The following is a 25163-nucleotide window of genomic DNA, read 5'->3' as shown; positions in this document are numbered from 1 at the left end:
AAATGGCCGCACTATGGCGAAGGAAAAGGTAAAGCGCAAGGCTGCCAAGGCCGCCGAGAAGGCCCCCAGCAAGAAGATGGTCGCGCAGAACAAGAAGGCGCGGCACGACTACCACATCCTGGACACGTACGAGTGCGGCCTGGTGCTCATGGGCACCGAGGTCAAGTCGCTGCGGATGGGCAGGGCCTCCCTGGTGGACGGCTTCGTGCACATCGACCACGGCGAGGCGTGGCTGCACAACATCCACGTCCCGGAGTACGTGCAGGGCACGTGGACCAACCACTCCGCCACGCGTAAGCGCAAGCTGCTGCTGCACCGCGCGGAGATCGACAAGCTGGAGTCCAAGTCGCAGGAGACGGGTCACACGATCGTGCCCCTGGCCCTGTACTTCAAGGACAGCCGGGTCAAGGTCGAGATCGCCCTTGCCAAGGGCAAGAAGGAGTACGACAAGCGTCAGACGCTCAAGGAGAAGCAGGACCTGCGCGAGACGAACCGCGCCATCGAGGCGGCCAAGCGGCGCCAGCGCAGCGCCTAGCCCCGGGGCTCCATGCGGGTCCCGGAGGGGTCCTGGTGGGGCGCGCGGGAATTGGCTGGCCCCGTCGGGCGTTGGTCACGTACGATGGGCACTGCCCCGCACAGCCGGGGCGGCTATTGAAAAAACAACATGGGGATGATCGGTTTCGACAGCGGATGTCGAAGCAGGGGAAGCGAGCCGAGGAAGCGGCAATGATCTCGTAAACCATATGTCGCAACCAATAATCGCCAATTCCAAGAGCGATTCCCAGTCCTTCGCCCTCGCTGCTTAATTAGCAGTGAGTGAAGGACCCTTAATGGGTGTCAGCCCGGGGGTGTTCCCGATCCGGACCCTGGCATAATCTAGGGAACTAAACCATCGAGCCCGGTCACGGGGTTCGATGGGAAATCAAACAGTGGCTGGGCCCGTCGGAGACTTGTTCGCGAGATCTCCGGGGCCGAGAAAATCGAAGCGAACTGCGCTCGGAGAAGCCCTCCTTTTGCACCGTTGGACGCGGGTTCGATTCCCGCCATCTCCACAATTCCCATGTGAGGTCTAAGCCTCCTGGCCACCAGGCCAGGGGGCTTTTTCCGTGTGCGGGGCACGGAACACTGGGGCACATCCTCTGGGCATGTGACTCGTTACTGCAACCGAGTGCAGGTTCCCGAACGGCCGGGCGGCACGGAAGTCCGGCCGAGTACGCAAGGTGCAGGAGGCAGTCGCTTGGATGCCACCATCACGCTCTTAGGTTCCCTTCTCGCCAGCCTCGGGGTTCTCGGCGCGGCAGTGGTGGCCTATCTCGGCAAGCGCGGTGAGAACGCGCTCATGGGCTTTTCCAGTCTTACGGAAAAGCTGCAGACCGAGCGAGACCGGTTGGAGCGGCAGGTCGCTGAACGCGACACGAAACTCGCTGAGTTGAACGCTCTGCACGTCCACGACCAGAGCGAGATCGCCCGGCTGCTCATCGCCAACCAAAGGCTCGGAGGCACTCCGTGATCCAGCTCGAGCGACTCCTGGCCCGCCGTTGGCGCACCGTCTTCCTCGTGTGTGTGCTGGTCGCGCTCTGCGGTGTCGCGGCGCTGCTGTGGGCCCGTATCGACGCAGGTGACCGCCGTGCCGACCGGCTCGCCACCGAGGCGGACCGGCGCGGCGAGGCCGTGTCCACCCTGGCCCGTGATGTACGGACCCTGCGCGCGCAGGTCCGCTCCCACGGCGACACCCCTGCGGCGCCGGACCCCTCCGACGCCGTCGATGACCTCGTGTCCCGGGAGCGGGTACCGGGTTCGCCCGGCGCCGCGGGTTCACCGGGTGAGGACGGGAAGCCGGGCGAGAAGGGGATGCCGGGGGACGGCGGCCGCAAGGGGGACCAGGGTGAGCCGGGGGAGGCCGGTGAACCGGGAGCGGACGGTGGCGAGGGCGCGGCCGGGAAGGACGGCGCGGCCGGCGAGCGGGGCCCGGAGGGACCGGCGGGGGCGGCGGGCCCCCCGGGCACCAACGGCGCCGATGGCGCCCGCGGCTCCGACGGTGCGGGTGGCGCCGCGGGTCCCGAAGGCCCGGCGGGCCCCGCGGGACCGCGCGGTGAGCGCGGCCCCAAGGGCGAGTCGGGCGACGCCGGCCCCAACTGCCCCGAGGGCTACAGCCTCCAGCAGTCCCAGGCCGACCCGGACGCCCTGGTCTGCCGCCGGGCCGGCGTAACCCCCTCGGACCCGGCCCCCGCGATCCTGCTCCTGGCCACACTGCTGCCGCGCCGCCGCGGCGAGCTGGACGCTTCGGACTGAGGGCGGGCGCGGGGCTTGTTATCAGCGGGGTGGTCCTTGCCTCGGGCTGCCTGCGGGGTGGGGCTCCCCCTCCGGCTGTCCCTGGGCGCCGGGTGGCGATGGCAGATGTGGCGTGTCGGTGTAGTCGACCGGAGTGGGGGCTGTTGTGGGGGCGGGGAGTCGGGGATGCTGCTGGGTCATGAGTAGACCTGTGAGACGCGTCAACGCCCGTATGCGCCACTGGATCTGGCCCGCCGTGCTCGGCGTCGCGGCGGCCACCCTCTCCGTCAGCTCGCCCGCCGGGGCGGATGCCGAACGCAGCGGCCTGCCCGAGGCCATCGACACCATCCTCGGCGATCCCCGGATGGAGGGCGGCACGGCGAGCGTCGTCGTCGCCGACGCCGCGTCCGGTGACGTGCTCTACCAACACCTGCCCAGCGGACGCCTGATGCCCGCCTCCAACACCAAGCTCCTGACGTCCACGGCCGCCATGGAGCAGCTCGGCCCCGACTACCGCTTCACCACCGATGTGCTCACCGACGGCAAGCGGCGCGGCACCACCCTCTCCGGAAACCTGTACCTGCGCGGCACCGGCGATCCGACGACCCTCGCCGAGGACTACGGACGGCTGGCCGGGAAAGTCGCCGACTCCGGTGTCCGGAAGGTCTCCGGGCGTCTCGTCGCGGACGACACCCGGTTCGACGACCGGCGCATCGGCGACACCTGGGCCGGCGACGACGAATTCGCGTACTACGCCGCCCAGATCTCCCCGCTGAGCGTCGCCCCGGACACCGACTACGACACGGGCACGGTCATCGTCGAGGCCTCGCCCGGCGCGAAGGCCGGGGACAGGCCGAAGGTGTCGGTGACGCCGAAGACGGACTACGTGGACGTCGAAAACACCGCCAAGACCGTCCCCGCCGGCGGCGAGGACACGCTCACCGTCGAGCGTGAGCATGGGACCAACACGATCACGGCCACCGGCAACGTTCCCGTGGGAGGTGATGCCACCAAGGAGTGGATCACCGTGTGGGAGCCCACCGGGTACGCCGCCGCGATCTTCCATGACGCCCTGAAGGCGCACGGCGTGCGGGTGAGCGGGCCCACCAAGGCCGGAACCGCCACCCCCAAGGGCGCGCGGCGGCTCGCGTCGCACGACTCCATGCCGTTGAAGGAGCTGATGATTCCCTTCATGAAGCTCTCCAACAACATGCACGCGGAGAACCTCACGAAGACCATGGGGTACGAGGCGACAGGGCGGCCCGGCAGCTGGCCGGACGGACTCGCCGCCATCGGCGGCTACTTGAAGACCGCCGGTGTCGACCCCGGCAAGCTCCGCCACGTCGACGGCTCCGGCCTCTCGCGCAAGAACAACGCCCCCGCCGACCAGCTGACCAAGCTGCTGCTCTCGGCGAAGGGGGAGCCCTGGTACGCCGACTGGTACAAGTCCCTTCCGGTGGCCTGCGACCCGGACAAGTTCGTCGGCGGTACCCTGCGCACCCGGATGTGCGGGACGCCGGCGGCCCTCAACGTAAGGGCGAAGACGGGTTCGTTGACCGGGGCGTCCGCTCTTTCGGGGTACGTGAAGGATGCGGGCGGGCGTGAGCTGGTGTTCAGCATCATTCTGAACAACTACATGCCGTCGTCGGTGAAGGCCCTGGAGGACGCGATCGTCGTGACGCTCGCCAAGTCGACGGAGGACAGGGCCGTGTTGGTCAGGCCGCGCTCGGAGCGTGCGGCCGAGGCGAGCGGGGACCTGGAGTGCTCGTGGCGCAAGCCTGCGCGATGCTGAGCAGCAGCGCGCAGCACGCGGCGGCGACCGGGACCGCGTAACCCCTGGCGGGACTCAGGTGCTCGACCACCCAGCCGCCGCACGCGGCGCCGCAGGCGATGCCCCCGAGGAGGCCGGTGACGGCGAGGGTCATGCCCTCGTTCAACCGGCCCTCGGGGGTGCGCTGTTGGACCAGGCTCATCCCGGTGACCATCGTCGGCGCCGTCGCCATACCGGCGACAAGGAGAGCCCCGGCGAGCACAAGGAGTGAGCCGGTGAGGGTGGCCGCCAGGAGCGGCAGCGTCATCAAAATCGCCATCGCGGCGGCGCACAGGATGTGACGGCGGTCGGCGGGCCCGCTCGGCTTGACCGTCCCGTAGAGGAGGCCTGCCGCACAGGAGCCCGCGGCCTGGAGCGCGAGGATCACGCCCGCGGCCGACTTGTGGCCCTGCGCGTCGGCGTAGGCGATCGTCACGACCTCCATCGAGCCGAAGACGGCACCGCTGGCGAGGAAGGCGGCGAGCAGAGTGGGCATCCCGCGCGCGCGAAGGGGCGACTTCTCCTTGTCCGCCGTACGTCCCCGGGGCGGCGGTTCCGTCCCGCGCTGGGCGGCGAAGAGCAGCACGCCGGTCAGGAGCAGCACGACGCCGATGAGGGTGCCCGCCTCCGGGAAGAGCGCCCCGCACAGGAAGGCCGCGAGGACGGGTCCGAGCATGAAGCACAGCTCGTCCGCTGCCTGTTCGAAGGAGTTGGCGGTGTGCACGGCCCGCTCGTCGTCCTTCAGGAGGTGGGCCCAGCGGGCCCGGGACATGCCCCCGGTGTTGGGGGTGGTGGCGGTCGCGGCGTACGAGGCGAACAGGGTCCAGTCGGGCGCCCCGTAGTGCACGCACAGCAGCAGGGAGAGGGAGCCGAGCGCGGCGATCGCGGTGGCAGGGACGGCGATCCGCGCCTGGCCGTGCCGGTCGACGAGCCGCGCCGTCCAGGGGGCCACGACGGCGGTCGCGGCGAGGCCCGTCGCGGTGACGGCGCCGGCGAGCGCGTACGAACCGCGTGCTCCGGCGATCATGATGACGGCGCTGACGCTGAACATGCCCATGGGGAGGCGGGCGATGAGGTTGCCGATGGTGAAGGCGGTGGCTCCGGGTATGCGGAAGAGGCGGGCGTAAGGGTTGCGGCGGGGCGCGCGGGAGGTGTGGGGCAGGCGGGGACGGCGAGGCTCGTGAGGCTCGTGAGGCCCATGGGATTCGGCGGGCGGCATGGGATCACCCTCACCGGGGCGGTGGTGTGGGGTCCAACACCTTCTGGGGCCCGACTCACGCACTCCCGTTGTAAGTTCCCGGAGTGACAGCAGAGCCGCGGGCACAACCCCGCATACCCGGTGCGCCCCGCGACCTGGACCCCCGCCTCCTGCGCGCCTTCCTGGCCGTCTCCGAAGAGCTGCACTTCACGCGGGCCGCCGCCAGGCTGTACGTCGCCCAGCAGGCGCTCAGCCGCGATGTGCGCCGCCTGGAGCGGGAGTTGGGGGCCGATCTCTTCGTGCGGACGACGCGGCAGGTCACGCTGACCGGTGAGGGTGAGCGGCTGCTGCCGTACGCGCGGCGGGTCATCGAGGCGCAGGACGACCTGACGGCGGCCTTCGCGCGCGGCACGGGAAGCGGAGGTGCGGCGCGCCCGCTGCTCGTGGACCTGAACAGCCCGGGGCTCACCTGCGGCCGCGTCCTGGAGCGGGCCCGCGAACTCGTCCCGGAGTGTGAGCTGATGGCCCGCTTCGAGAGCGGACTCACCGGGGCCGCCGCCGAGATCCTTGCCGGTCGGCTCGACGTCTCCTTCGGGCGGTACGCCGGGCTCGAACCGGCGGTGCGGGCACGGCTCGCCCACCAGCCCGTGCGGTACGAGCCGATGGCGGTGCTGCTGCCGCTCGGCCACCCCCTGGCCGAGCTCGACGCGGTGCCGCTCGGCGCGCTCGCGGGGGAGAGCGTGTACGCGGGGGCGGGGAACCCCCGGACGCTGGAGTGGACCGACCTCGCGCATCGCCTTTTCGAGGGACGCGGGATCGAGGTGGCGGCGCCCGCGCCCCTCGCGGTGGGCACCGAGGAGTTCGGGCGGATCATGGCCAAGAATCGGACCCCGGTCCTCACCGTGGTGGACTTTCCGGCCATGCCCGAAGCGGTCCTGCGGCCCCTGATCGACCCCGTACCACTGTCACCCGTGTCCCTGGTGTGGAGAAAGGGGCTCGCGCACCCGGGGGTCGACGCTCTGCGTGCGGCGGCGGCCGAGCTGGCCGCCGCCGAGGGGTGGCTGCGAAGGCCCGAGGACGGGTGGGTTCCGGCCACGGATGCCCTCATCATGATGAGCCTGGAATGAAGGATTAGTACGACTGTCACCGCCGTGCGCTACATTCATGGTCCGGGCGCGGTGTGATAGGGGGGCGCTCGGGCCGGGTGGGGGCCCGGTCCGACGGCAAGTTGCCCGGAGTCGTGCGCGCCCGAGTCAGGTTATGTGGGGGGTTGTGCGTACGCATGGAGAATTGGCGAGAAGGTGCCCTACCGGAACACACCCATGATCCGAACGAGGTCACCGTTCAGATCGACGGGGTGGGGCGACAGCTGGCGGATCTTGCCGCCGAGAGTGATCAGAATGCGCCTGACGGGCCGGTTTTCGTCGACGAGACGGGCCGCCGCAGCCGGAGGTACCGCCGGATAGGCGTGACCGTCGGCATAGCCTGCGCCGTCTACGCGGTGATCATCGTGAGCACCCTGCTCTCGGGCAACTCCAGCGCGCCCTGGCTGCCGATCGACCCCAAGGACGAGAAGCCGGCGAGCAAGGTGGACACACCGGACCGCCCGGCCGACCCCCTCGACCCCTCCGCCTCACCCGGCGCGACCCCGTCACCCGGAGCGTCGGAGAGCGGCACCACCGCTCCCGCGACCGGCGACGACGGCAGGCCCGACCCGTCGAAGACGAAGGACGGCAAGGTCGAGCCGGGCGATTCGCCCGACCCGGACCCCACGGACGGCGGCGGCAAGCCCGACCCCGACCCCACGGACGGCGGCGGGGACCCCGACCCGACCGACGACCCCCCGAAGCCGGACCCGGACCCGGACCCGACCGACGACCCCACGACGCCGGACCCGGACCCGTCCACCGAGACCCCGCCAGGCGCGTCCGGAGGCGGCGGCGAAGTCCCCGCCGTGCAGCCCGCCGCCGACCAACAGTCCCCGCAGAGCGCCCGGGCGGCCGGTCAGCTGTCCCCGCGAGGCGCAGGCCAGCAGCCCTCGGAGGGCGCACAGCTATGAACACCCGCACCAACAGGGGCCGGTCCGCCGGCTCCCGGCACAGTCACGCCCAGCCCCGGAACGCCCGCGCCCAGAACAGGAACGCCCGCGCCCAGAACCGGAACGCCCGAGCGCAGACCCGCGGCGGCGGTGGCGGCGGCCGACGCCGCGCCCAGCCGGCCCGCGGCGGCAAGCGACGCAGGCTGCCCCTGCGTTATCTCCTGCCCCTGCTCCTCCTGGTCGCCCTGATGGCGATGCTCATGCTGCGGGGCTACACCCACAGCGAGATCCTCGCCGACCACCGCGTGCGCCCGCCCGCGGCCACCGACCAGGTCCCGAAGAAGATCCTCGAGGGCGGCGGCCCGGTCATCGACACCCGCGGCGGCCACGAGGAGACGCTGAGCGTCCCCCGCCACCGCCTCGTACTGACCTTCGACGACGGCCCGGACCCGGAGTGGACGCCCAAGGTCCTCGACGTACTGAAGAAGCACCACGCGCACGGCGTCTTCTTCGTCACCGGCACGATGGCATCGCGCCACCCCGACCTGGTCGAGCGCATGGTGGACGAGGGCCACGAGGTCGGCCTGCACACGTTCAACCACCCCGACCTGTCGTACCAGTCGAAGAGCCGCATCGACTGGGAGCTCTCGCAGAACCAGCTCGCCCTCGCGGGCGCCGCCGGTGTCCGCACCTCCCTCTTCCGCCCGCCGTACTCCTCCTTCTCCGACGCCATGGACAACAAGTCCTGGCCGGTGACGCAGTACATCGGCAGCCGCGGCTACCTCACCGTCGTCAACAACACCGACAGCGAGGACTGGAAGCGTCCCGGCGTCGACGAGATCATTCGCCGGGCCACGCCCAAGAACGGCGACGGCGCCATCGTCCTGATGCACGACTCCGGAGGCGACCGCTCGCAGACGGTGGCCGCGCTCGACACGTTCCTGCCCGATCTGCAGGACAAGGGCTACCACTTCACCAATCTCACCGAGGCCCTGGACGCACCCAGCGCGCACGCGCCGGTCAGCGGCCTCGACCTGTGGAAGGGCAAGGCCTGGGTCTTCCTGGTCGGGGCGTCGGAGAAGATCACCGGCGTACTCGTCGTGGCCCTCGCCGTGATCGGGTCCCTGGTCATGCTCCGCTTCGGCATGATGCTGCTGCTCTCCGCGGTGCACGCGCGCAAGGTGCGCAGGCGTGGCTTCCGCTGGGGCCCCGACATCACCGAACCGGTGTCGGTCCTCGTGCCCGCCTACAACGAGGCCAAGTGCATCGAGGCCACGGTCCGTTCACTGATGACGAGCGACCACCCCATCGAGATCATCGTCATCGACGACGGCTCGTCCGACGGCACCGCGCTGATCGTCGAGGGACTCCGCCTGCCGAACGTACGCGTCGTACGGCAGCAGAACGCGGGCAAGCCCGCCGCCCTCAACCGCGGTATAGCCAACGCCCGTTACGACCTCATCGTGATGATGGACGGCGACACGGTCTTCGAGCAGTCCACCGTGCGCGAGCTGGTGCAGCCGTTCGGCGACCCGCGCGTGGGCGCCGTCGCGGGCAACGCGAAGGTCGGCAACAGGGATTCGCTGATCGGTGCCTGGCAGCACATCGAGTACGTGATGGGCTTCAACCTCGACCGCCGGATGTACGACATGCTCGGTTGCATGCCGACCATCCCCGGCGCCGTGGGAGCCTTCCGGCGTTCGGCCCTGGAGCGGGTCGGCGGCATGAGCGACGACACCCTCGCCGAGGACACGGACATCACGATGGCGATGCACCGCGACGGCTGGCGGGTCGTGTACGCCGAGAAGGCGCGCGCGTGGACCGAGGCGCCGGAGACGGTGCAGCAGCTGTGGTCGCAGCGCTACCGCTGGTCGTACGGCACGATGCAGGCGATCTGGAAGCACCGCCGCTCGGTGATCGAGTCCGGTCCCTCGGGCCGCTTCGGCCGGGTGGGCATGCCACTGGTGTCGTTGTTCATGGTCCTGGCACCGCTCCTGGCGCCCCTGATCGACGTGTTCCTGCTCTACGGCCTGGTCTTCGGGCCCACCCAGAAGACGATCATCGCGTGGCTCGGCGTGCTCGCCGTCCAGGCGGTGTGCGCGGCGTACGCCTTCCGGCTGGACCGCGAGCGCATGACCCACCTGATCTCGCTGCCCCTGCAGCAGATCCTCTACCGGCAGCTGATGTACGTCGTGCTGCTGCAGTCCTGGATCACCGCCCTGACCGGAGGCCGCCTTCGCTGGCAGAAGCTCCGGCGCACGGGCGTCCTTGGAACTCCGCCCTCGATTCCGCAGCAGCGGACGGGCAGCCCTGACCGGAGGCCCGTCGCATGACCTATCCCACGCAGCCGATGCCCCAGGTGCCGGCGCACACCGCCGATCCCTGGGCCGCCGCGGCTCCGGCGGCGGCCACGGGGCCTCTGGCCGCCCCGGCCGCCCCGGCCGCTCCGGCCGCTCCGGCCACCCCGGCTGCCTCCAAGAAGCCGGGCCGTGACCGCTACTTCGACGTCCTGCGCTCGCTGGCCCTGGTCCGCGTCGTCGTCTACCACCTGTTCGGCTGGGCCTGGCTGACGATCCTGTTCCCCTCCATGGGCGTGATGTTCGCCCTGGCGGGCGCGCTGATGGCGCGCTCGCTGAAGCGCCCGGCATGGGGAGTGATCAGAGGCCGAATACGCCGGCTGCTCCCGCCCATGTGGGCGTTCAGCGCGGTCGCGCTCTTCCTCCTCTTCTACGGCGGCTGGAACGTCACCAAGGACCCGGACCACGGGGACACGTGGGGCCTGGTCAGCCTGGTCAACTACGTGTTCCCGATCGGCGCCCCGCCCTTCCCCTGGCACATCGGGGACAAGGCGGGCCTCCTGGAGGACACCTGGCCGGCCCAGGCGGCGGGCCCGCTCTGGTACCTCCGCGCGTACCTCTGGTTCGTCATCGCCTCGCCGCTCCTGCTGTGGGCGTTCCGCAGGGTCCCGTGGGCGACGCTCTTCGCCCCGCTCGCCCTGACGGCGGTGCTCGCCACGGAGATCGTCAAGATCCCCGGCGAGACGGGCAACGCGGTCTCGGACTTCGGGGTGTACGGCAGCTGCTGGGTCCTCGGCATGGCGCACCAGGAGGGCGTGCTGGCCCGCGTCCCGCGCTACGTGGCGGTGTCGGTCTCGGCCCTGATCATGGCCTTCGGCCTGTGGTGGGCCTCGGGCCATCTGGGTCCGGACGGCTGGGACCTGAACGACATCCCGCTGGCCCAGGCGGCCTGGTCGTTCGGCTTCGTCGTCATCCTCTTCCAGTACTCGCCGTCCTGGCAGGAGCTGCCGGGCCGCCTGAAGAGCTGGGACAAGCTCATCACCCTCTCCAACAACCGAGCGGTGACGATCTATCTCTGGCACAACCTCCTGATCATGGCTACGGTGCCGATCATCGACATGGCGTACGACCTGCCGTTCATGCAGGACGAGCGCTGGAGCTCGGCGCTCGACTCGACGTACATGCTGTGGATGACCGTCCTGGTCTGGCCGTTGATCGGCCTGATGGTGATGGCCGTGGGCTGGATCGAGGACCTCGCGGCGAAGCGGAGCCCGAGGCTGTGGCCGAACGGGGCGAAGTCCCGGCGCTCTGCCGCGCCTTCGCGGGGCGGGGCGCACCGGGGCTGAGTTCTGCGGGCGGCGCCGAGCGGGAGTTCCAGCGGGGCTGAGGTGAGGGCCGCTGGAGCGGACCTGAGGTGAGGACCGCTGGAGCGGGGCGGTCAGTACCCGGCGGTGAAGCGGGCGCGGTGGTGCTTGGGGCGTTCGGCCTCGTCCAGGACCGCCACGGCGGTGACGGCGGCGTGTTCGGGCTCGCGGCCGGGGGCGGGTCTGGTGGCGTTCTTCGGGGGGATGTTGTGCTCGGGGCTACGAGATGCGGGTCCTGCGGCGGCGGCCCTGCCCGACCAGGACGCTCGCCACGACCAGTACGAGCCCGGCGACCTGCCAGAGGGTGAGCGTCTGCCCGAGCAGGAGCAGCCCGGCGAGGGTGGCGACGACGGGGTTCGTGAGCCCCAGGAACGAGACGGACGACGCGGGGAGCCGCTCGATGCCGCGGAACCAGAGGGCGTACGCGACGGCGGTGCCGATGATGCCGAGGTAGGCGTAGCCGGCGAGGTTGGCCCCGGTGAAGTGGCCGGGGAGCCCCTCGAAGGAGAGGGCGATCGGCGCCAGCACCAGCCCACCGGCGGTGAGTTGCCATCCGGTGAGAGCGAGCAACGAGACACCCTCCGGCCGTCCCCAGCGCTTGCTGAGTACGACGGCGAGCGCCATCAGCGTGGTGGCGACCAGCATGGCCACGATTCCCGCGAGGTCGACGGAGGCGCTGCCGCGCAGGACGAGCAGCCCGACGCCGCCGACCCCCACGAGCCCGGCGATCAGCGTGCGCCGCGTGGGCCGCACCTTCAGCACACCGATCCCGAAGCCCGCGACGAGCAGCGGCATGACGGCGCCGACCGTCGAGGCGACGCCGCCGGGAAGGTGGTAGGCGCCGAAGAACAGCAGCGGGAAGAAGGCCCCGAAGTTGAGCAGCCCGAGAACCCCCGCCTTCCACCACCAGTCGCCGCTCGGCAGCCGCCGGGTGAGGGCGAGCAGGATGAGCCCGGCGGGCAGCGCGCGCAGGGCCGCGGCGAGCAACGGGCGGTCCGGGGGCAGCAGTTCGGTGGTCGTGACGTAGGTGGTGCCCCACGTTGCGGGGCCGATGGCGGCGAGGCCCGCGGCGGCGAGGGCGGAGGTGCGGCGGCCGGGGGCGGGCCGGCCGCCGCCGGTGGTCTGGTTGGCGGCGGTGCTGGTGCCGGTGCCGGCGCGCGGGCTGCTGATGGACATGAGGCTCCCCCTAGGTTTCGCTGAACGCTGTTATTCTCAACGTTGAGATAACCATGGGCCTCAGGTCTACGAACGTCAAGTATCTGAGCGTTGAGATAACTGATCCCCGGGCGGACCCACCCCGAGGCAGGAGAGGACGGACGAGCCGATGCCCGACCCGAAGACGGACCCGAAGGCCGACGCGACCGCGGACGCCGTCGCTGACACCGACGCCATCGACGAGCTGCGCGCCCAGTGGCACCGTGAGCGCCCGGACATGGACGCGGCGGGCCTGGATGCGATGGCCCTGGTGGGCCGCATCAAGCGGGCGGACCACCTGCTGAGCAAGGGAATGAAGCCGATCTTCGCCGAACACGGCCTGGAGTTCGCGGAGTTCGACGTACTGGCCACGCTGCGCCGGGTGGGCGCCCCGCACGAACTGACGGCGGGCGGCCTCCTCAAGACGGCCATGGTGACGTCGGGCGCGATCACCAACCGTCTCGACAAACTGGAACGCAAGGGCCTGATCGAACGCCACCCCGACCCGTCCGACCGCCGAGCGATCCGGGTCCGCCTGACGGAGGCGGGCCGCGAGCTGGTCGACCGCGCGGTGGTGGACCACGTGACGAACGAGGAACGCATGCTGGCCCCCCTGTCGGCAGCTGACCGCCGGGCGCTGGACGGGGCGTTGCGGAGGTTGTTGGTTTCGCTGGGGGATACGCGCTTGGGGTGAGTGCGGGTCACATCGGCGTCACCGCTACCCCGCTGTCGGCGAGTGCGGCAGCGATGTCCTTGGCATGAGGGGATCTGAGCTCGATGCCTGGCCCTGAATGCAAGAGCAGGTCGACGCTGGGATGCAGCCAGGCGGCGGCCGACGGCAGGTAAACAACTCCAGCGAGGTCGGTCAGAGGGATGTCGAGGGCGCCCCCGTCGGTTCCGCGGAGGCTCAGGGTCTCGGTTCGGATGGCCAGGGCGCCGATACGCGGCGGGCCGTCGTCCCACGCGTACGACGAGTGGGCTTCCCTCTGCTCGGGCAGCTCATTGAGGCCATAGCGGACTGGACGCACAACTACTCCGGCGTTGAACGACGGGCGCAGTGCGTTCGCGGCTTCGGCGAGCACGATGCGCTCGCGACGTCGCTTGAGCAGGAGCAGTGGTGCACTCAGCGCAAGGCAGGCTAGTGCGAGCAGGCCAAGAACAGCCAGTACGGCGACGTTCTTCGGGCGCGCCACGAGAAGGATGATGCCGACGATGACCGTCGGACTGAGGCAGGCGATGTAGAGAAGTCCCGGGTGAACCCCAGGCTGCTGGATCGGCGCCGCCTCCGTCAGCCGGTCTCGGTGCACCTGGCGCATGCGCGCCCGCCCTCGTGCTGCCTGTTCCCGTCCGGCCCAGGTGTGCCGAACGGCGTACTTCTTGATCGGGGCCCAGGTGAACAGCCCGGCGACGACGACGCCGGGGAGAGCCGCAGCGGCCTGCGGGTCGGTTGAGGACGCGATCAAGGTCGCCGCGAGAGCGACCAGCAGGAGGAAAATCAGGCCCGCGCCCATGAATCGCGCGTGGGGGGTCTGTGTGCCGTAAGCAGTGGGGAACTGCGCATCGTGGCCGCGGTCCACCTTCGCCCACTCGCGAAGCAAGTACCAGCGGCGCCTCCCTCGGGTACGCAAGGCGCGCAGTACCAGCAGAGCAGGCACGGCGATGACCCCGAGGAGGATGGCGAACAGCACCGCATACACCGCCACGTCGGCAGCGTCACTCGTGTCGGACGTGAGGGTGTCGGTCATTACTGCCGGCACAACCGTCACGATGAAGGAGACTGCTACCGCACACGCGAAGTACGCGGCTGCTCGAAGCCTTGAAAGATCCTCTCGGACAAGTGTGCCGAGTGCCTGCGCCTGCGCTCGCAGGAGTTCGGGGCGACTGGGCCACGACTCTGGTGGGCCGGGCGGATCGGGCACGGGTTCAGCCCGCAGAGGCGACCGTCTCGTCACGGGGTGGTCGCTGGCGGTATTGGTCATTAGGTTCCTCTGTCGCCCTGTTGTTCAGATCAACTGCTGTCCGGAGTCACAAAGACTGAGTGTCCGGCTATCACGGCCACCAGGCCAGCTAGTTCCCGGACCTGATCGGGATCGAGGCACGTTCCCATGACCAGGAGCCCCTTGCCCCCCTCAGGAGGGCAGCTCAGCACGCCAGCCAGGCCTGTCCGCAGATCGGGCGGCACATCGGCTATCCAGCCGGCAGGAACCTCCACTGGGGGCTGCGCCATGAATCCGATGCCGACGCCCATGTCGGTGGTGAATCGCTCGGCGTAGGCCATGCCCTGCACGAGTGCCTCGTCGAGGACGCGGGACAAGAGTGCACCGAGGTCGAGTTCGGGCGGCGCTGGTGGCACGGCGACGATACCTGCGAAAATCTGCCAGACCACCGGCGCGCCCGTACTCGGCAACGGAGCGGTGACGACCCCGTGCATCAGCACACCATTGGCGAAGAGGTGGTCGTAACGCAGCATCAGGACGTCGGTGAACTCCTCCCGGCGGTCGGCCGGAGTGCTCGGATAGGTAACGCGAATGAGTTCGGCACAGTTCGCCCGAGTTGCCTCTCTGTCGCCCCCGCAACTCATGAGATCGAACCAGTCGGGCGGGATGCAGAGCTTGACGTAGCCGGGTTCGATGGCGCGTGCAGGCGTGGTGTAGCTGCTCATTCGGTCACCTTCGGCTGCTGAGTGGTCGGACCGAACTCCCATGTGGCGATCTTGCCCACCGTCTCAATGGCGTCGCCGCCGCCCTCAGCCGTCATCCCGTTTCCTGTCCAGGTCATGAAGAACGCCGCAGTGCGTGAGGACATTTCGTTCTGTCCCATGGCGTACCCTGCGCTTCCAGCGGCGCTTGATCCACCCATCGCAAGATGGAAGAACCCGAACGGAACTTCCTTGGCCGGGCCTACAAGTTGGCGCACCGTGCGCGTCGGCGCACCCGACAGTCTGGCGGCGGAAAGAACATTGTCCCCGACCTTGCTGCCCATTTTGGCGAGGCCGAATCCGGCGGCGTCCACGATGACGTCCTTGGTCAGTACCGCCTTGCCGAAGCTTCCGGTGGTACCGACCGCGGATAGATAGTGTGCTGCGAGTGCTGTGCCCGACAGGAATAGAGAAGCAGCCGCAAGGAACTGGAGACCTGGAATGAAGGCCAAGAGGCCTGTTAGTGCGCTGAGTAGGCCAGCGATGTCCCCGATCAGGTCCAGTAGGGGTGCGATCTTTCCCAGGTATTCGATGGCGTAGTCGTGCAACTTGGCAAGGAAGTCGCCGATGTCATCAAGCCAACCGCCGATTTTATCTCCCAAATCCTCCCAGAATCCAGGTTCATTGGGGGCGACATCAATAGCCTTCTTCAGACGGCTGGCTGCTGCTTCGCCTTCGCTCTCGTAATTGCGGTGAAGGGTGCGTGCTCGCCGGCGTACTTCTTCGACGGGATCGGTCTCATCGAGCGTGCCGTTGGGTGAACCTTGCTTCTGGGCCGAATCTGGCTCGTCCCTGGTTTTTTCCCTCTCGTTCTTCGCCTTGTCAGCGGCACGTTGGGCCTCGGCGGCCTCCCTTTCCAGGCTGCGTGCCACCTTCTGCTTGTCGCGCATGTAGTCGGCCCAGCTCCGGGCCACATCTTTGGCGCCGTCGAAGGAGTCGAAGGCGTCCTCGATCTTCGGTCGGAAATCGTCATCGAGTAGTTCTCGGAAGGCGACGGCGGCCTTACCTCGCCATTCGCCGTCATCGGCCGCCCGGAGGACTCGTTTGATTTCGCCGAGCGCGCCACACGTCTCACGGATCGCGGCGGCCACCCTGTCGACCGCGTCGTGGTCACCAGGGCACGGAACAAACCCGAGGACCGGGAAGGCCTCGACAGAGGGAGCGCTCACTTCTCTTTTGCCGCCTTCGATAGTTCGGCGGCCAGGTCGACGTCGAGTTTGTCGAACTGTTTCTCGATGGCGTCCAGCGTCTTCGCTGCCCCTTTGGCGAACTTCTTCATCTGGCTGATGCCGTATGCCCACTCGCCGCCGAACTCATCCATGCGGTGCTCGAGTTCTATGGCCCCCATGGCCTTAGCGTCGATATCAGCCATCGCGCGAATCGGCTTCCCTAGGAGATCTTCAATGTTTCGCAGGTTGCGACGTACCCGGTCCAGCATGTCGCTGTCGATATAGAGGTCGCTCACGTTCATCTCCCTGTCTCAGGGCTCGCCTGCTTCTCGGTGCAATTGCGCAGCTGGGCGGCGAGCCCACACCGCCCACCCTGGTCAGCGGTTGATGGACTGGATCTCCTGGACGTTCATGTCCTGGCGGTCTCGAAAGCCTCTCCTCCCTCACCAACGGCGAGCGCTCGACGGGGGAACATGACGGCTGTGGCGGTGAGCAGAGCCAACGCACAGCCGCCGGTGCGCCTGATGCGTGTCCACTGGTCGCACCCTCCCTTGTCCGTCTGGACGGTCGAGGTCTGCCACACGCCCTCAGCGTTCTTGTCCAGCCGTGTGCGGTACTGGACCTTCGGGTCGTCGCCTTCCGGCGTGCCTTCGGTCTTGCCCGCCTTGACGTTCCTGGTGTAGCCCTTGGCTTCGTCAACGCAATAGAAGAGGACGCCGAACCCCTCGTTGCTCACATGTACTTGTGGATCGAAGACGCGGACACTCCCCTTGAGAGTGAGATCCTCGTATTTCTTGACCCAGTCGGGGGCGGACTTGAGAGTTGCACCCGAGCTGTAGAACCTCAACGCGCTGTCCTGCGGATCACCCGCGATGATGGCGGCGTATCCGGCGCGCAGCCGGTCCTTCCCGTCATTCAAGATGGTCTGGAGCTTCGGATCGCTGTTCGTCCAGCCTGCGAAGTCAACTTGGAAGGACTTGGGCAGCTTGATCTTTGGTCGCTCAGTCCCACCCGGCTTCGCCGACGCGCTGGGGGATGCCGAAGCTTCATTGTCGCCAGCCGTCTTGATCTTGTCGGACGTGTCGCCGTCACCGCCGCCTGTAGAGCAGCCGGTCAGCAAAAGCGAGGTGCTTGCGGCGACCCCGACCGCAACGAGCAGGATGCGGCGGTTCACTTCTGACTCCAGTCGGGCGACGGCTTCGTGTGAGCAACTGACGATGCCCATGATGCAAATGCTTTCATGCGAACGGCCCTGTCCCAACCTGTGGGGCGTTGAGTTGACCGGCTCCGCATGCATTGCAGATCCGAAATTCGCACAAGGGTGCCCAACTCGGTTAGTCGTATCAAAATGGGAACTTGCGTGGGCGATGTTGTCGCGGCGAGTGAGTGGAACCCAGAATCGGAACGTAAGGACCTGATCGAACGCCACCCCGACCGCCGAGCGATCCGGGTCCGCCTGACGGAGGCGGGCCGCGAGCTGGTCGACCGCGCGGTGGTGGACCACGTGACGAACGAGGAACGCACGCTGGCTCCCCTGTCGGCTGCTGACCGCCCGGGCGCTGGACGGGGCATTGGGGTGAGCGTGCCGTACGGCTGGGTGACTTCGCTGAACCAAAGGGTCGAGAGGCCCCGGAAACCGCGCCTGATGGTGATCACCGAGCTGCGCTGAGCGATCGGTATCGGCCAACGGCGGTGCTGTACAGGTGCTATGCCCGCCTATGTCTCTGCGGGCCGCGGACCTCGACGTGACGCCGCCCTTGCCTCATGGATAGCTTGGTTCACTCCAGAGAACCCTCGCCTCATCAGGAGCTGACCGTGAACCGCCGACCCGCCCTGCTCGCAGCGGCCACCTTGACTGCTGCCGCAGTCCTTTCGCTTTCTGCTTGCGGAGGGGGCGATGGCGACGCCAAGGAGAACGACAAGATCGCGGGCGCGGGGTCGGGGGACAAGAAGAGAGAGTCGCCGTCGCCGTCAGCGTCTGACGACGGGATTGAGCGGCCGGAGATCAAGCTGCCTAAGGACGTGAAGCATGTCTTCGAGGGCGGCAAGACAGGCGACCCGAAGAAGGATGCGATCCTCGCGGACAACGAGCGGAGGATTACCTCGCTAGACGAGGCGATCACGGTCGATGCCGAGGAGCATCCTGCGCTGAAGTTCTATTCGTCGGGCAATGCGTTGCTGTCGGCGGCGGATCACGTTCAGGGCTTCTACAAGAGGGGCAAGACCTTCGTCGGGACCACCCGGTATTACGACCGCGAGGTCACGTTCCTCAAGGATGGCGCCGCCGTGGTGACGTACTGCGAGGACACCAGCAAGACGTATCCGAAGGATCGCAAGACCGGCAGGGTAGACAGGTCGATCCCGGAGTCCGACCAGGACTATGCCTTCTACAACACCCGACTGGAGAAGAACGAGGACGGCATCTGGCAGACCACAAGCGTGTTGACCACGACGGCAGCGAAGCGTTGCAAGCGGTGAACCAGCACAGGCTGAGCCGCCGGTTCGTTCCTCTCCTCGCGTTGGTCGCCGCCCTGGTTCCGAGCGTCGCTTATGCCTCTGGCGGTAAGGGGGCGGAGACAACTGCTCCACAGGCCAAGGGCGGGCATCAGGACCAGAACCTCACCGTCGAGACAAAGATCCAGACGACCGTCAACGGCGCCCAGGAAACCGCCAAAACCGGAACCCTCACCCCCGCCAACAGCAACTGGGACCCCCCAGCCTGCTGGTACGAGCCCGCTTATTCGCCGAAGGAGATCCAGGCCACCGTCAAGGCGTTCCGGCAGATGAAGACGTTCGGGATCGGCGACTTCGTGGGCAACGTGTTCGACTCGTACTTCAAGGAAGGCAACCCCTACAAGAACTACAACCTCGACAAACAGGGCGAGGGACAGTTCTGGGCGGCGGCCATCAACGAGAAGCGCAAGGACGAACCCGGGGCCAACTCCTGCAACAAGCTTCCCTTCTGGGTGCCCACGGGTGACACCCCCAAGGAGCCCCTCGCAGTCTCGCCGAAGATCCTCGCCGAGTACGCCTACGACGAACTGCCCGTACCCAGCACCGAGATCAAGATGGCGCCCGAGGGTACGACGAAGGTCAATCTCCCGACCTGGGCCTGGCTGGACAAGGCGAAGTTCAAGAAGGTCTCCGTCACCGCGAGCATTCCGGGCTCGGGGCTTTCCGCGACCACGACCGCTGAACCCATGTCGCTCTCGATCGACCCGGGGACGAAGGACGCCGAGACCTACCCCGCCTCCGGCGAATGTCCCATCGTGAACGGCAAGATCGGCGCCCCCCGCGCCAAAGGCACTCCCGGCGACACCCAACCCCCGTGCGGCGTGAAATACCTCCGCTCATCCGGCGACGGCTCGTACAACCTCCAGGCCACCCTCACCTGGAAGATCAGCTGGACCAGTACCACCGGCGAGGGCGGTGACCTGCCCCCGGGTGAGTTCGGCGCCGATCAGCAAGTGGCAGTGGAGGAGATCCAGTCCATCAACCGGTGACCTCGTTCGCCGCCCCTCACCAACCGCCCCACCCCCACGTGAGAGCGAAGTTCCCCGCCGGTCACCGCGGGCCACAGGGCTGAAACCCGGGGTCCATACCTTCGGGCCATCACTCGCTAGTCGTGGAGATGAGGGCTGTCATGTGGATCCAGCGGTGGGACCCCGAGGACGAGAGGTTCTGGACGGAGGAGGGGGGCGAGCGCGTCGCGCGGCGGAATCTGGGGTTCTCGATCCTTTCGGAGCACATCGGGTTCTCCATCTGGACCCTCTGGTCCGTGATGGTCCTGTTCATGGGGCCCGAGTACGGGATCGACCCCGCCGGGAAGTTCTTCCTGGTGTCCATGGCGACCCTCGTGGGGGCCGTCGCCCGCGTGCCGTACACCTTCGCCGTCGCCCGCTTCGGAGGGCGTAACTGGACGATCATCGCGGCCGGTGCGCTGCTCCTGCCCACCACCGCGGCCTTCGTCGTCATGGAGCCGGGGACCTCCTACACCACCTTCATGGTGTGCGCCCTCCTCACCGGCGTCGGCGGGGGCAACTTCGCGTCCAGCATGACCAACATCAACTCCTTCTTCCCGCTGCGGAAGAAAGGGTGGGCGCTCGGTCTGAACGCCGGGGGCGGCAACATCGGCGTCCCCGTCGTGCAGCTCGCCGGGCTCGCCGTCATCGGGGCCGGGGGCGGGCCCCGCGTGCTGCTCGGGATCTATGTCCCTCTTATCTTCGTCTCCGCCGTCTGCGCCGCCCTCTTCATGGACAACCTCGCCACGGTGAAGAACGACACCGGCGCGGCGAAGGAGTCCGTCCGCGACGCCCATACGTGGATCATGGCGTTTCTGTACGTGGGGACCTTCGGCTCCTTCATCGGTTACAGCTTCGCGTTCGGGCTCGTGCTGCAGACCCAGTTCGGACGTACGCCGTTGCAGGCCGCGGCCGTCACGTTCATCGGGCCGCTCCTCGGCTCGCTGATCCGGCCCGTGGGCGGACGGCTCGCCGACCGGTTCGGAGGGGCCCGCATCACCCTGTGGAACTTCGTCGGGATGGGTGCGGCCACCGGCGTCGTCGTCATCGCCTCCATGCGGGAGTCGCTCGCCCTCTTCGTCGCCGCCTTTGTCGTTCTCTTCGTGCTGAGCGGGTTGGGAAACGGGTCGACCTACAAGATGATCCCCGGCATCTTCCAGGCCAAGGCTCTCCAGAAGGGGCTCCACGGGGAGGCCGCGGCGGCCTACGGTCGGCGCCTCTCCGGGGCCTCCATGGGGCTCATCGGCGCCGTCGGCGCGCTCGGCGGGCTCGGGATCAATCTCGCCTTCCGGCAGTCCTTCCAGACCGTGGGGTCGGGGACGGGTGCCTTCGTCGCCTTCCTCGTCTTCTACGCCGCCTGCTTCTGCGTCACGTGGGCCGTATACCTCCGCCGCCCGATGGTCGTCCCGGCCGTCCCGGCCACCCCGGGCTCCGGGCAGGCCCCGGGCTCCGGGCAGACCCCGGGCTCCGGGCCGACCCCGGGCTCCGGGCCGACCCCGGACGCCGAGGAGAAGCCCCAGCTCACGTACGCGCAGGTCTGACTCAGGGGTGGTCGTAGCCTGGTGTAACACGTACGACATCGTGGTGAACCGGGGTTGTCACGGGCCGTTGGCAGGCTCGTTCAACCCCGGATCATCCATCACGCGGTACTAGCGGGACGAAAGCAGCTGCCATGCACGGGACCACTCCGACCGGTCGACAGGCCGGTCGTCAGAACGCCCCCCTCGCCGGATTCACCGTCGGCGTCACCGCCGCGCGCCGCGCCGACGAGCTCGGTGCGCTGCTCCAGCGGCGTGGCGCCACCGTCCTGCACGCACCCGCACTGCGCATCGTTCCGCTCGCCGACGACAGCGAACTCCTGGCGGCCACAAAGGAGTTGATCGACCACGCGCCCGACGTGGTGATCGCCACCACCGCGATCGGATTCCGCGGATGGGTCGAGGCCGCCGACGGGTGGGGGTTCGGGGAGGCGCTCCTGAAGTGTCTGCGGGATGTCGAGCTGCTCGCCCGCGGGCCCAAGGTCAAGGGCGCCATCCGCGCCGCCGGACTCACCGAGAAGTGGTCGCCCTCCTCCGAGTCCATGGCGGAGGTGCTGGAGAAGCTGCTCGACGACGGCGTCGACGGCAAGCGCATCGCGCTCCAGCTGCACGGCGAACCGCTGCCCGGCTTCATCGAGTCGCTGCGCGCCGGGGGAGCGGAGGTCGTCGGCGTGCCCGTCTACCGGTGGATGCCGCCCGAGGACCTCGCGCCCGTCGACCGGCTCCTCGACGCCACCGTCGCCCGCGGCGTCGACGCGCTGACCTTCACCAGCGCCCCCGCCGCCGCGTCCTTCCTGGCCCGCGCCGAGGACCGCGGCATGGGCCCCGAGCTCTTCGCCGCCCTCCAGCACGATGTCCTGTCCGCCTGCGTGGGCCCGGTCACCGCGCTGCCGCTGCAGGCCCGCGGCGTCGACACGGTGCAGCCCGAACGCTTCCGGCTCGGCCCCCTCGTACAGGTCCTGTGCCAGGAACTGCCTTCCCGCGCCCGTACGTTGCCCATCGCGGGGCACCGCGTCGAGATCCGCGGCCACGCCGTCCTGGTCGACGACGAGCTGCGGCCCGTGCCCCCCGCCGGCATGTCGCTGCTGCGGACCCTCGCGCGCCGCCCGGGGTGGGTGGTCTCCCGCGCCGAACTCCTGCGCGCGCTGCCCGGCGCCGGGAGCGACGAGCACGCCGTGGAGAGCGCGATGGCCAGGCTGCGTACGGCACTTGGCGCGCCGAAGCTCGTCCAGACGGTGGTCAAGCGTGGCTACCGGCTCGCGTTGGATCCGGCCGCGGAGTCGAAGTACTCGGACTGACGAGCCCCGGCACGTGACCTGGTGTCCCGTCCCCGCAGCACGAGCGCCCGAGCGAGCAGGCCGAGCGCGACGGTGGACAGCAGGGTCCGCACGGCGTTCCAGGCCAGCCACGGGTCCTCGAACGTGTCGCGCACCGCGGCCGGATCGCTGATCTTCGCCGGGTCGCCCGCGTCCGCGAGTTCCTCGTTCAGCGGCACGTTCACGACCGATGTGATCGCGAAGGCCACGAGATAGACGACGAGCGCCGCGAGAACCCACCGGTAGGGGCCCGTGCCGCGCAGCTGCCAGGTGGCGACCGCCGTGAAGAGCAGGGCCCCGAGGAAGCTCGCGAAGAAGACCGGATTGTTGAACGCGTCGTTCGTGTTCTGCATGACCTCGATGAAGACGCGGTCGTCGCTGCGTCCGAGGCCCGGCATGACACCGCAGGAGAAGATGTAGAAGGTTCCGGCGATCAGGCCCATGGCGACGACGGCCGCCCCCAGCATCACATCGGCGGTGCGGTGCACCCGCCTGTTCGTCTCACGGTTCGCTTTCATGTAACCGAGTCAACCGGCCGGAAGGCCGCCGGACCATGGTCTCGAAGCGCGCCTCCATAAGCGGGCGTCTCAGCCACGACCGGTGGCAGGGGTTCCGCGCCCGCCCGCGGCGAGGCACTGTAGGGGGAGCACTCACCGGTAACCCCACAAGGCGGTGACAGGGGCATGGCACTGGGCATGGACCCGGCCACGTACGAGCTGCGATTCGATTCCGGGCGGAGCTGTCTGGACCTCGTGGCGACGAACCATCCCGTGGAGCGGCTCGACTCCGTGGACCGGCTGCGAGCCTGGCTCGCGGGCGCCGGGCTCATCCCCGATCGCACGGCCCTGCGGGGGGCCGGCCCGGTCTGGCTCGTGGCCTTCCGTGAACTGCGCGGGCACATCGGCCAATTGGTGCTCGCCGAGATCGAAGGGCGGCCGGACGACGCGCAGTTGGCCAAGGTCAACGCCCTCGCCGCGGCCGCGCCACCGGCCCCGCGCGCCGTCCGGCGGCCCGACGGCAGCCTCGTCCGCGCCCTGGACGGTGACCCCGGCCGCGCGGCCCTGCTCGCCGCCGTCGCGCGGGACACCGTCGACCTGCTCACCGACCCCGCCGCGCGCGCCCTGCTGCGCCAGTGCGAGGGCGACAACTGCCCTCTCGTGTACCTCGACGCGTCCCGCGGGCGGCGCCGCCGCTGGTGCTCGAGCGAGGTGTGCGGCAACCGTGAGCGCGTGGCGAGGCACCGGCGGCGGGCCGCGCTCGCGCGTGCCTGATCGAATTTCTTCCGGGGGCGGCTGAACGCAACCGCCCCCGCCTACGTACATCCCCGGTGAGCCAGCCAAGACGAAGAGCGGACACCGGAGGCAGACGTGCGCAAGGATTCCGCCGTGGCCGATGAGCGCCCGCAGGAACGTCCTCGCCGACATCGCCTGGTCCCTGAACGCCACGGACCCGACGAGGAGTTGATGCGCGCCCTGTACCGCGAGCACGCGGGTCCTCTGCTGGCGTACGTGCTCCGCCTGGTGGCGGGAGACCGGCAGCGCGCCGAAGACGTCGTACAGGAAACGCTCATCCGTGCCTGGAAGAACGCCGGTCAGCTCAATCGTGCGACCGGTTCGGTACGCCCCTGGCTGGTGACGGTCGCCCGGCGCATCGTCATCGACGGCCACCGCAGCCGGCAGGCCCGGCCGCAGGAGGTCGATCCGTCGCCGCTGGAGGTCATCCCCGCGGAGGACGAGATCGACAAGGCGCTGTGGCTGATGACTCTCTCGGACGCGCTCGACGACCTGACTCCCGCGCACCGTGAGGTACTTGTCGAGACCTATTTCAAGGGGCGTACGGTCAATGAGGCGGCCCAGACACTGGGTATACCGAGCGGGACGGTGCGCTCGCGGGTCTTCTACGCGCTGCGCTCGATGAAGCTGGCGCTCGAGGAGCGGGGGGTGACGGCATGAACGAGTCCGACTACACCAGTCATGGCGCGCAGGGGGACATGCACGAGACCGTCGGCGCCTACGCCCTCGGCATCCTGGACGACGCGGAGGCCACGGCCTTCGAAGTCCATCTGGCGGGCTGCGAGTTCTGCGCGCACCAGCTGGAGGAGTTCTCCGGCATGGAGCCGATGCTGGCCGCGCTCGCGGACTTCCCGGGGACCCGCGGCGTACCGGCGATCGGCGAACAGCTGGCCGCGAGGCCGAGCCCGCGCCTCGCTGACCGGCTGGTGGACGAGGTCTCCGTGAAGCGTGCGCAAAAGCGCAGGCGCGGCATGTTCCTGGTCGCCGCGGCGGCGGCCCTGATCGTGGGCGGCCCGCTCACGGTCCTCGCGGTGAACGACGGCGGCGGTTCGAAGGCCGTGGCGGGCGAACCGCATCCCACGAGCCCCGCCGAGGACGCCTTCTTCAACCACATGGACGACAAGATCAAGGCCACGGACCCCACGACCAAGGTCAGCGCCACGGTCGGTACGGAGAAGAAGGCCTGGGGCACGCACACCGTTCTCGAGCTGAAGAACGTCAAGGGCCCGCTCAAGTGCTCCCTGGTCGCGGTCGGCAAGGACGGCGAGAAGGAGACGGTGACCACCTGGTCCGTCCCGAAGTGGGGGTACGGCATCGAGGACAGCCCGAACAAATGGGCACGCAGCCCCCTGTACGTCCACGGGGGCGCCGCGATGGACCGTAACGACATCGACCACTTCGAGGTGACCACCTTCGACGGCGACCGTCTGGTGGAGGTGGACGCCTAGCGGAAGTGC

25 protein-coding genes and 1 other RNA gene are annotated in these 25163 nt (G+C 68.9%); 18 read left to right on the top strand and 8 right to left on the bottom strand.

Translation table 11 applies throughout. The annotated features are described in order from the left end of the window. The first annotated feature begins 13 nt into the window (after positions 1-13). From smpB to dacB, 5 genes are all read left to right on the top strand, one after another. Complete coding sequence (smpB, locus tag ABXJ52_RS14400; RefSeq protein ID WP_160505334.1) at positions 14-535, top strand: SsrA-binding protein SmpB; 522 nt, start codon at positions 14-16, stop codon at positions 533-535. A 131-nt stretch (positions 536-666) separates the two neighbouring features. After that, positions 667-1055, top strand: a transfer-messenger RNA (tmRNA) gene (gene ssrA, locus ABXJ52_RS14395). Between the two features lie 182 nt (positions 1056-1237). Then, positions 1238-1510 (top strand): hypothetical protein, encoded by a 273-nt coding sequence (locus ABXJ52_RS14390; RefSeq protein WP_367042440.1) that lies wholly within the window; start codon positions 1238-1240, stop codon positions 1508-1510. Beyond that, the gene (locus tag ABXJ52_RS14385) at positions 1507-2292 is read left to right on the top strand and encodes a collagen-like protein (RefSeq protein WP_367042438.1); all 786 of its coding nucleotides are present in this window, start codon (positions 1507-1509) and stop codon (positions 2290-2292) included. The genes ABXJ52_RS14390 and ABXJ52_RS14385 overlap by 4 nt, the downstream gene beginning before the upstream one ends. A 178-nt stretch (positions 2293-2470) precedes the next feature. Further along, positions 2471-4063 (top strand): D-alanyl-D-alanine carboxypeptidase/D-alanyl-D-alanine-endopeptidase, encoded by a 1593-nt coding sequence (gene dacB, locus ABXJ52_RS14380; protein ID WP_367042436.1) that lies wholly within the window; start codon positions 2471-2473, stop codon positions 4061-4063. Here dacB and ABXJ52_RS14375 read toward each other — a convergent pair. Continuing rightward, the gene (locus tag ABXJ52_RS14375) at positions 3987-5300 is read right to left on the bottom strand and encodes an MFS transporter (protein ID WP_367042434.1); all 1314 of its coding nucleotides are present in this window, start codon (positions 5298-5300) and stop codon (positions 3987-3989) included. The genes dacB and ABXJ52_RS14375 overlap by 77 nt on opposite strands. Before the next feature lie 83 nt (positions 5301-5383). On the opposite strand from ABXJ52_RS14375, the gene ABXJ52_RS14370 reads away from it, so the two are divergent. From ABXJ52_RS14370 to ABXJ52_RS14355, 4 genes are all read left to right on the top strand, one after another. Further along, positions 5384-6406: a LysR family transcriptional regulator gene (locus ABXJ52_RS14370; protein ID WP_367042432.1), complete on the top strand. Its 1023-nt coding sequence runs from the start codon at positions 5384-5386 to the stop codon at positions 6404-6406. Positions 6407-6747: 341 nt separating this feature from the next. After that, complete coding sequence (locus ABXJ52_RS14365) at positions 6748-7338, top strand: hypothetical protein (protein WP_367042430.1); 591 nt, start codon at positions 6748-6750, stop codon at positions 7336-7338. Further along, a complete protein-coding gene (locus ABXJ52_RS14360) occupies positions 7335-9650 on the top strand; it encodes a glycosyltransferase (RefSeq protein WP_367042429.1) in 2316 nt (771 codons plus the stop codon). Before ABXJ52_RS14365 ends, ABXJ52_RS14360 begins: the two co-directional genes overlap by 4 nt. Next, the gene (locus tag ABXJ52_RS14355) at positions 9647-10960 is read left to right on the top strand and encodes an acyltransferase (RefSeq protein WP_367042428.1); all 1314 of its coding nucleotides are present in this window, start codon (positions 9647-9649) and stop codon (positions 10958-10960) included. Before ABXJ52_RS14360 ends, ABXJ52_RS14355 begins: the two co-directional genes overlap by 4 nt. Positions 10961-11197: 237 nt before the next feature. On the opposite strand, the gene ABXJ52_RS14350 is transcribed toward ABXJ52_RS14355, so the two are convergent. Next, positions 11198-12154, bottom strand: coding sequence for an EamA family transporter (locus ABXJ52_RS14350; protein ID WP_367042426.1), 957 nt, complete (start codon positions 12152-12154; stop codon positions 11198-11200). A gap of 148 nt (positions 12155-12302) precedes the next feature. Here ABXJ52_RS14350 and ABXJ52_RS14345 point away from each other — a divergent pair, with 148 nt between their 5' ends. After that, positions 12303-12866: a MarR family transcriptional regulator gene (locus ABXJ52_RS14345; protein WP_367042424.1), complete on the top strand. Its 564-nt coding sequence runs from the start codon at positions 12303-12305 to the stop codon at positions 12864-12866. Positions 12867-12873: 7 nt separating this feature from the next. Here the strand turns inward: ABXJ52_RS14345 and ABXJ52_RS14340 are convergent, their stop codons facing one another. The 5 genes from ABXJ52_RS14340 to ABXJ52_RS14320 form a co-directional block, all read right to left on the bottom strand. Then, the gene (locus ABXJ52_RS14340) at positions 12874-13917 is read right to left on the bottom strand and encodes a hypothetical protein (RefSeq protein ID WP_367042422.1); all 1044 of its coding nucleotides are present in this window, start codon (positions 13915-13917) and stop codon (positions 12874-12876) included. 263 nt (positions 13918-14180) lie between these two features. After that, positions 14181-14834 (bottom strand): hypothetical protein, encoded by a 654-nt coding sequence (locus ABXJ52_RS14335; RefSeq protein WP_367042421.1) that lies wholly within the window; start codon positions 14832-14834, stop codon positions 14181-14183. Then, positions 14831-16039 carry a putative T7SS-secreted protein gene (locus ABXJ52_RS14330; RefSeq protein ID WP_367042419.1) on the bottom strand — a complete coding sequence of 403 codons (1209 nt, stop codon included), beginning with the start codon at positions 16037-16039 and terminating at the stop codon, positions 14831-14833. Before ABXJ52_RS14330 ends, ABXJ52_RS14335 begins: the two co-directional genes overlap by 4 nt. Beyond that, positions 16036-16335, bottom strand: a complete 300-nt coding sequence (locus ABXJ52_RS14325) for a hypothetical protein (RefSeq protein WP_367042417.1) — start codon at positions 16333-16335, stop codon at positions 16036-16038. Before ABXJ52_RS14325 ends, ABXJ52_RS14330 begins: the two co-directional genes overlap by 4 nt. A gap of 113 nt (positions 16336-16448) precedes the next feature. Next, positions 16449-17264 carry a hypothetical protein gene (locus tag ABXJ52_RS14320; RefSeq protein ID WP_367042415.1) on the bottom strand — a complete coding sequence of 272 codons (816 nt, stop codon included), beginning with the start codon at positions 17262-17264 and terminating at the stop codon, positions 16449-16451. A gap of 135 nt (positions 17265-17399) precedes the next feature. On the opposite strand from ABXJ52_RS14320, the gene ABXJ52_RS14315 reads away from it, so the two are divergent. The 5 genes from ABXJ52_RS14315 (at position 17400) to ABXJ52_RS14295 (ending at position 22396) form a co-directional block, all read left to right on the top strand. Further along, positions 17400-17708 carry a hypothetical protein gene (locus ABXJ52_RS14315; RefSeq protein ID WP_367042414.1) on the top strand — a complete coding sequence of 103 codons (309 nt, stop codon included), beginning with the start codon at positions 17400-17402 and terminating at the stop codon, positions 17706-17708. Positions 17709-17854: 146 nt separating this feature from the next. Next, positions 17855-18517: a hypothetical protein gene (locus ABXJ52_RS14310; RefSeq protein WP_367042413.1), complete on the top strand. Its 663-nt coding sequence runs from the start codon at positions 17855-17857 to the stop codon at positions 18515-18517. After that, a complete protein-coding gene (locus ABXJ52_RS14305; protein WP_367042412.1) occupies positions 18514-19542 on the top strand; it encodes a hypothetical protein in 1029 nt (342 codons plus the stop codon). Before ABXJ52_RS14310 ends, ABXJ52_RS14305 begins: the two co-directional genes overlap by 4 nt. Positions 19543-19682: 140 nt before the next feature. After that, positions 19683-21101, top strand: a complete 1419-nt coding sequence (locus ABXJ52_RS14300) for a nitrate/nitrite transporter (protein ID WP_367042410.1) — start codon at positions 19683-19685, stop codon at positions 21099-21101. Between the two features lie 131 nt (positions 21102-21232). Further along, the gene (locus ABXJ52_RS14295) at positions 21233-22396 is read left to right on the top strand and encodes a uroporphyrinogen-III synthase (protein ID WP_367042408.1); all 1164 of its coding nucleotides are present in this window, start codon (positions 21233-21235) and stop codon (positions 22394-22396) included. Here the strand turns inward: ABXJ52_RS14295 and ABXJ52_RS14290 are convergent. Continuing rightward, complete coding sequence (locus ABXJ52_RS14290) at positions 22348-22932, bottom strand: anthrone oxygenase family protein (RefSeq protein WP_367042406.1); 585 nt, start codon at positions 22930-22932, stop codon at positions 22348-22350. The two genes, ABXJ52_RS14295 and ABXJ52_RS14290, sit on opposite strands and share 49 nt — an antisense overlap. Before the next feature lie 165 nt (positions 22933-23097). Between ABXJ52_RS14290 and ABXJ52_RS14285 the strand changes: the two genes are divergently transcribed. From ABXJ52_RS14285 to ABXJ52_RS14275, 3 genes are all read left to right on the top strand, one after another. Next, positions 23098-23685, top strand: a complete 588-nt coding sequence (locus ABXJ52_RS14285; protein WP_367042405.1) for a CGNR zinc finger domain-containing protein — start codon at positions 23098-23100, stop codon at positions 23683-23685. 96 nt (positions 23686-23781) lie between these two features. After that, complete coding sequence (locus tag ABXJ52_RS14280; RefSeq protein ID WP_367042403.1) at positions 23782-24366, top strand: sigma-70 family RNA polymerase sigma factor; 585 nt, start codon at positions 23782-23784, stop codon at positions 24364-24366. After that, positions 24363-25154 carry a zf-HC2 domain-containing protein gene (locus tag ABXJ52_RS14275; RefSeq protein ID WP_367042402.1) on the top strand — a complete coding sequence of 264 codons (792 nt, stop codon included), beginning with the start codon at positions 24363-24365 and terminating at the stop codon, positions 25152-25154. The genes ABXJ52_RS14280 and ABXJ52_RS14275 overlap by 4 nt, the downstream gene beginning before the upstream one ends. Positions 25155-25163 lie beyond the last annotated feature (9 nt).

It is taken from the genome of Streptomyces sp. Je 1-332, assembly GCF_040730185.1.
Lineage (GTDB): Bacteria > Actinomycetota > Actinomycetes > Streptomycetales > Streptomycetaceae > Streptomyces.
This window is presented reverse-complemented; position numbering and strand designations above follow the sequence as displayed.

Coding starts and splice junctions, on each gene's coding strand:
- smpB (WP_160505334.1), top strand. CDS start 14: ATGGCGAAGGAAAAGGTAAAGCGCAAGGCTGCCAAGGCCGCCGAGAAG.
- dacB (WP_367042436.1), top strand. CDS start 2,471: ATGAGTAGACCTGTGAGACGCGTCAACGCCCGTATGCGCCACTGGATC.
- ABXJ52_RS14375 (WP_367042434.1), bottom strand. CDS start 5,300: ATGCCGCCCGCCGAATCCCATGGGCCTCACGAGCCTCACGAGCCTCGC.
- ABXJ52_RS14360 (WP_367042429.1), top strand. CDS start 7,335: ATGAACACCCGCACCAACAGGGGCCGGTCCGCCGGCTCCCGGCACAGT.
- ABXJ52_RS14355 (WP_367042428.1), top strand. CDS start 9,647: ATGACCTATCCCACGCAGCCGATGCCCCAGGTGCCGGCGCACACCGCC.
- ABXJ52_RS14350 (WP_367042426.1), bottom strand. CDS start 12,154: ATGTCCATCAGCAGCCCGCGCGCCGGCACCGGCACCAGCACCGCCGCC.
- ABXJ52_RS14345 (WP_367042424.1), top strand. CDS start 12,303: ATGCCCGACCCGAAGACGGACCCGAAGGCCGACGCGACCGCGGACGCC.
- ABXJ52_RS14340 (WP_367042422.1), bottom strand. CDS start 13,917: ATGACCGACACCCTCACGTCCGACACGAGTGACGCTGCCGACGTGGCG.
- ABXJ52_RS14335 (WP_367042421.1), bottom strand. CDS start 14,834: ATGAGCAGCTACACCACGCCTGCACGCGCCATCGAACCCGGCTACGTC.
- ABXJ52_RS14320 (WP_367042415.1), bottom strand. CDS start 17,264: ATGGGCATCGTCAGTTGCTCACACGAAGCCGTCGCCCGACTGGAGTCA.
- ABXJ52_RS14300 (WP_367042410.1), top strand. CDS start 19,683: ATGTGGATCCAGCGGTGGGACCCCGAGGACGAGAGGTTCTGGACGGAG.
- ABXJ52_RS14295 (WP_367042408.1), top strand. CDS start 21,233: ATGCACGGGACCACTCCGACCGGTCGACAGGCCGGTCGTCAGAACGCC.
- ABXJ52_RS14290 (WP_367042406.1), bottom strand. CDS start 22,932: ATGAAAGCGAACCGTGAGACGAACAGGCGGGTGCACCGCACCGCCGAT.
- ABXJ52_RS14285 (WP_367042405.1), top strand. CDS start 23,098: ATGGCACTGGGCATGGACCCGGCCACGTACGAGCTGCGATTCGATTCC.
- ABXJ52_RS14275 (WP_367042402.1), top strand. CDS start 24,363: ATGAACGAGTCCGACTACACCAGTCATGGCGCGCAGGGGGACATGCAC.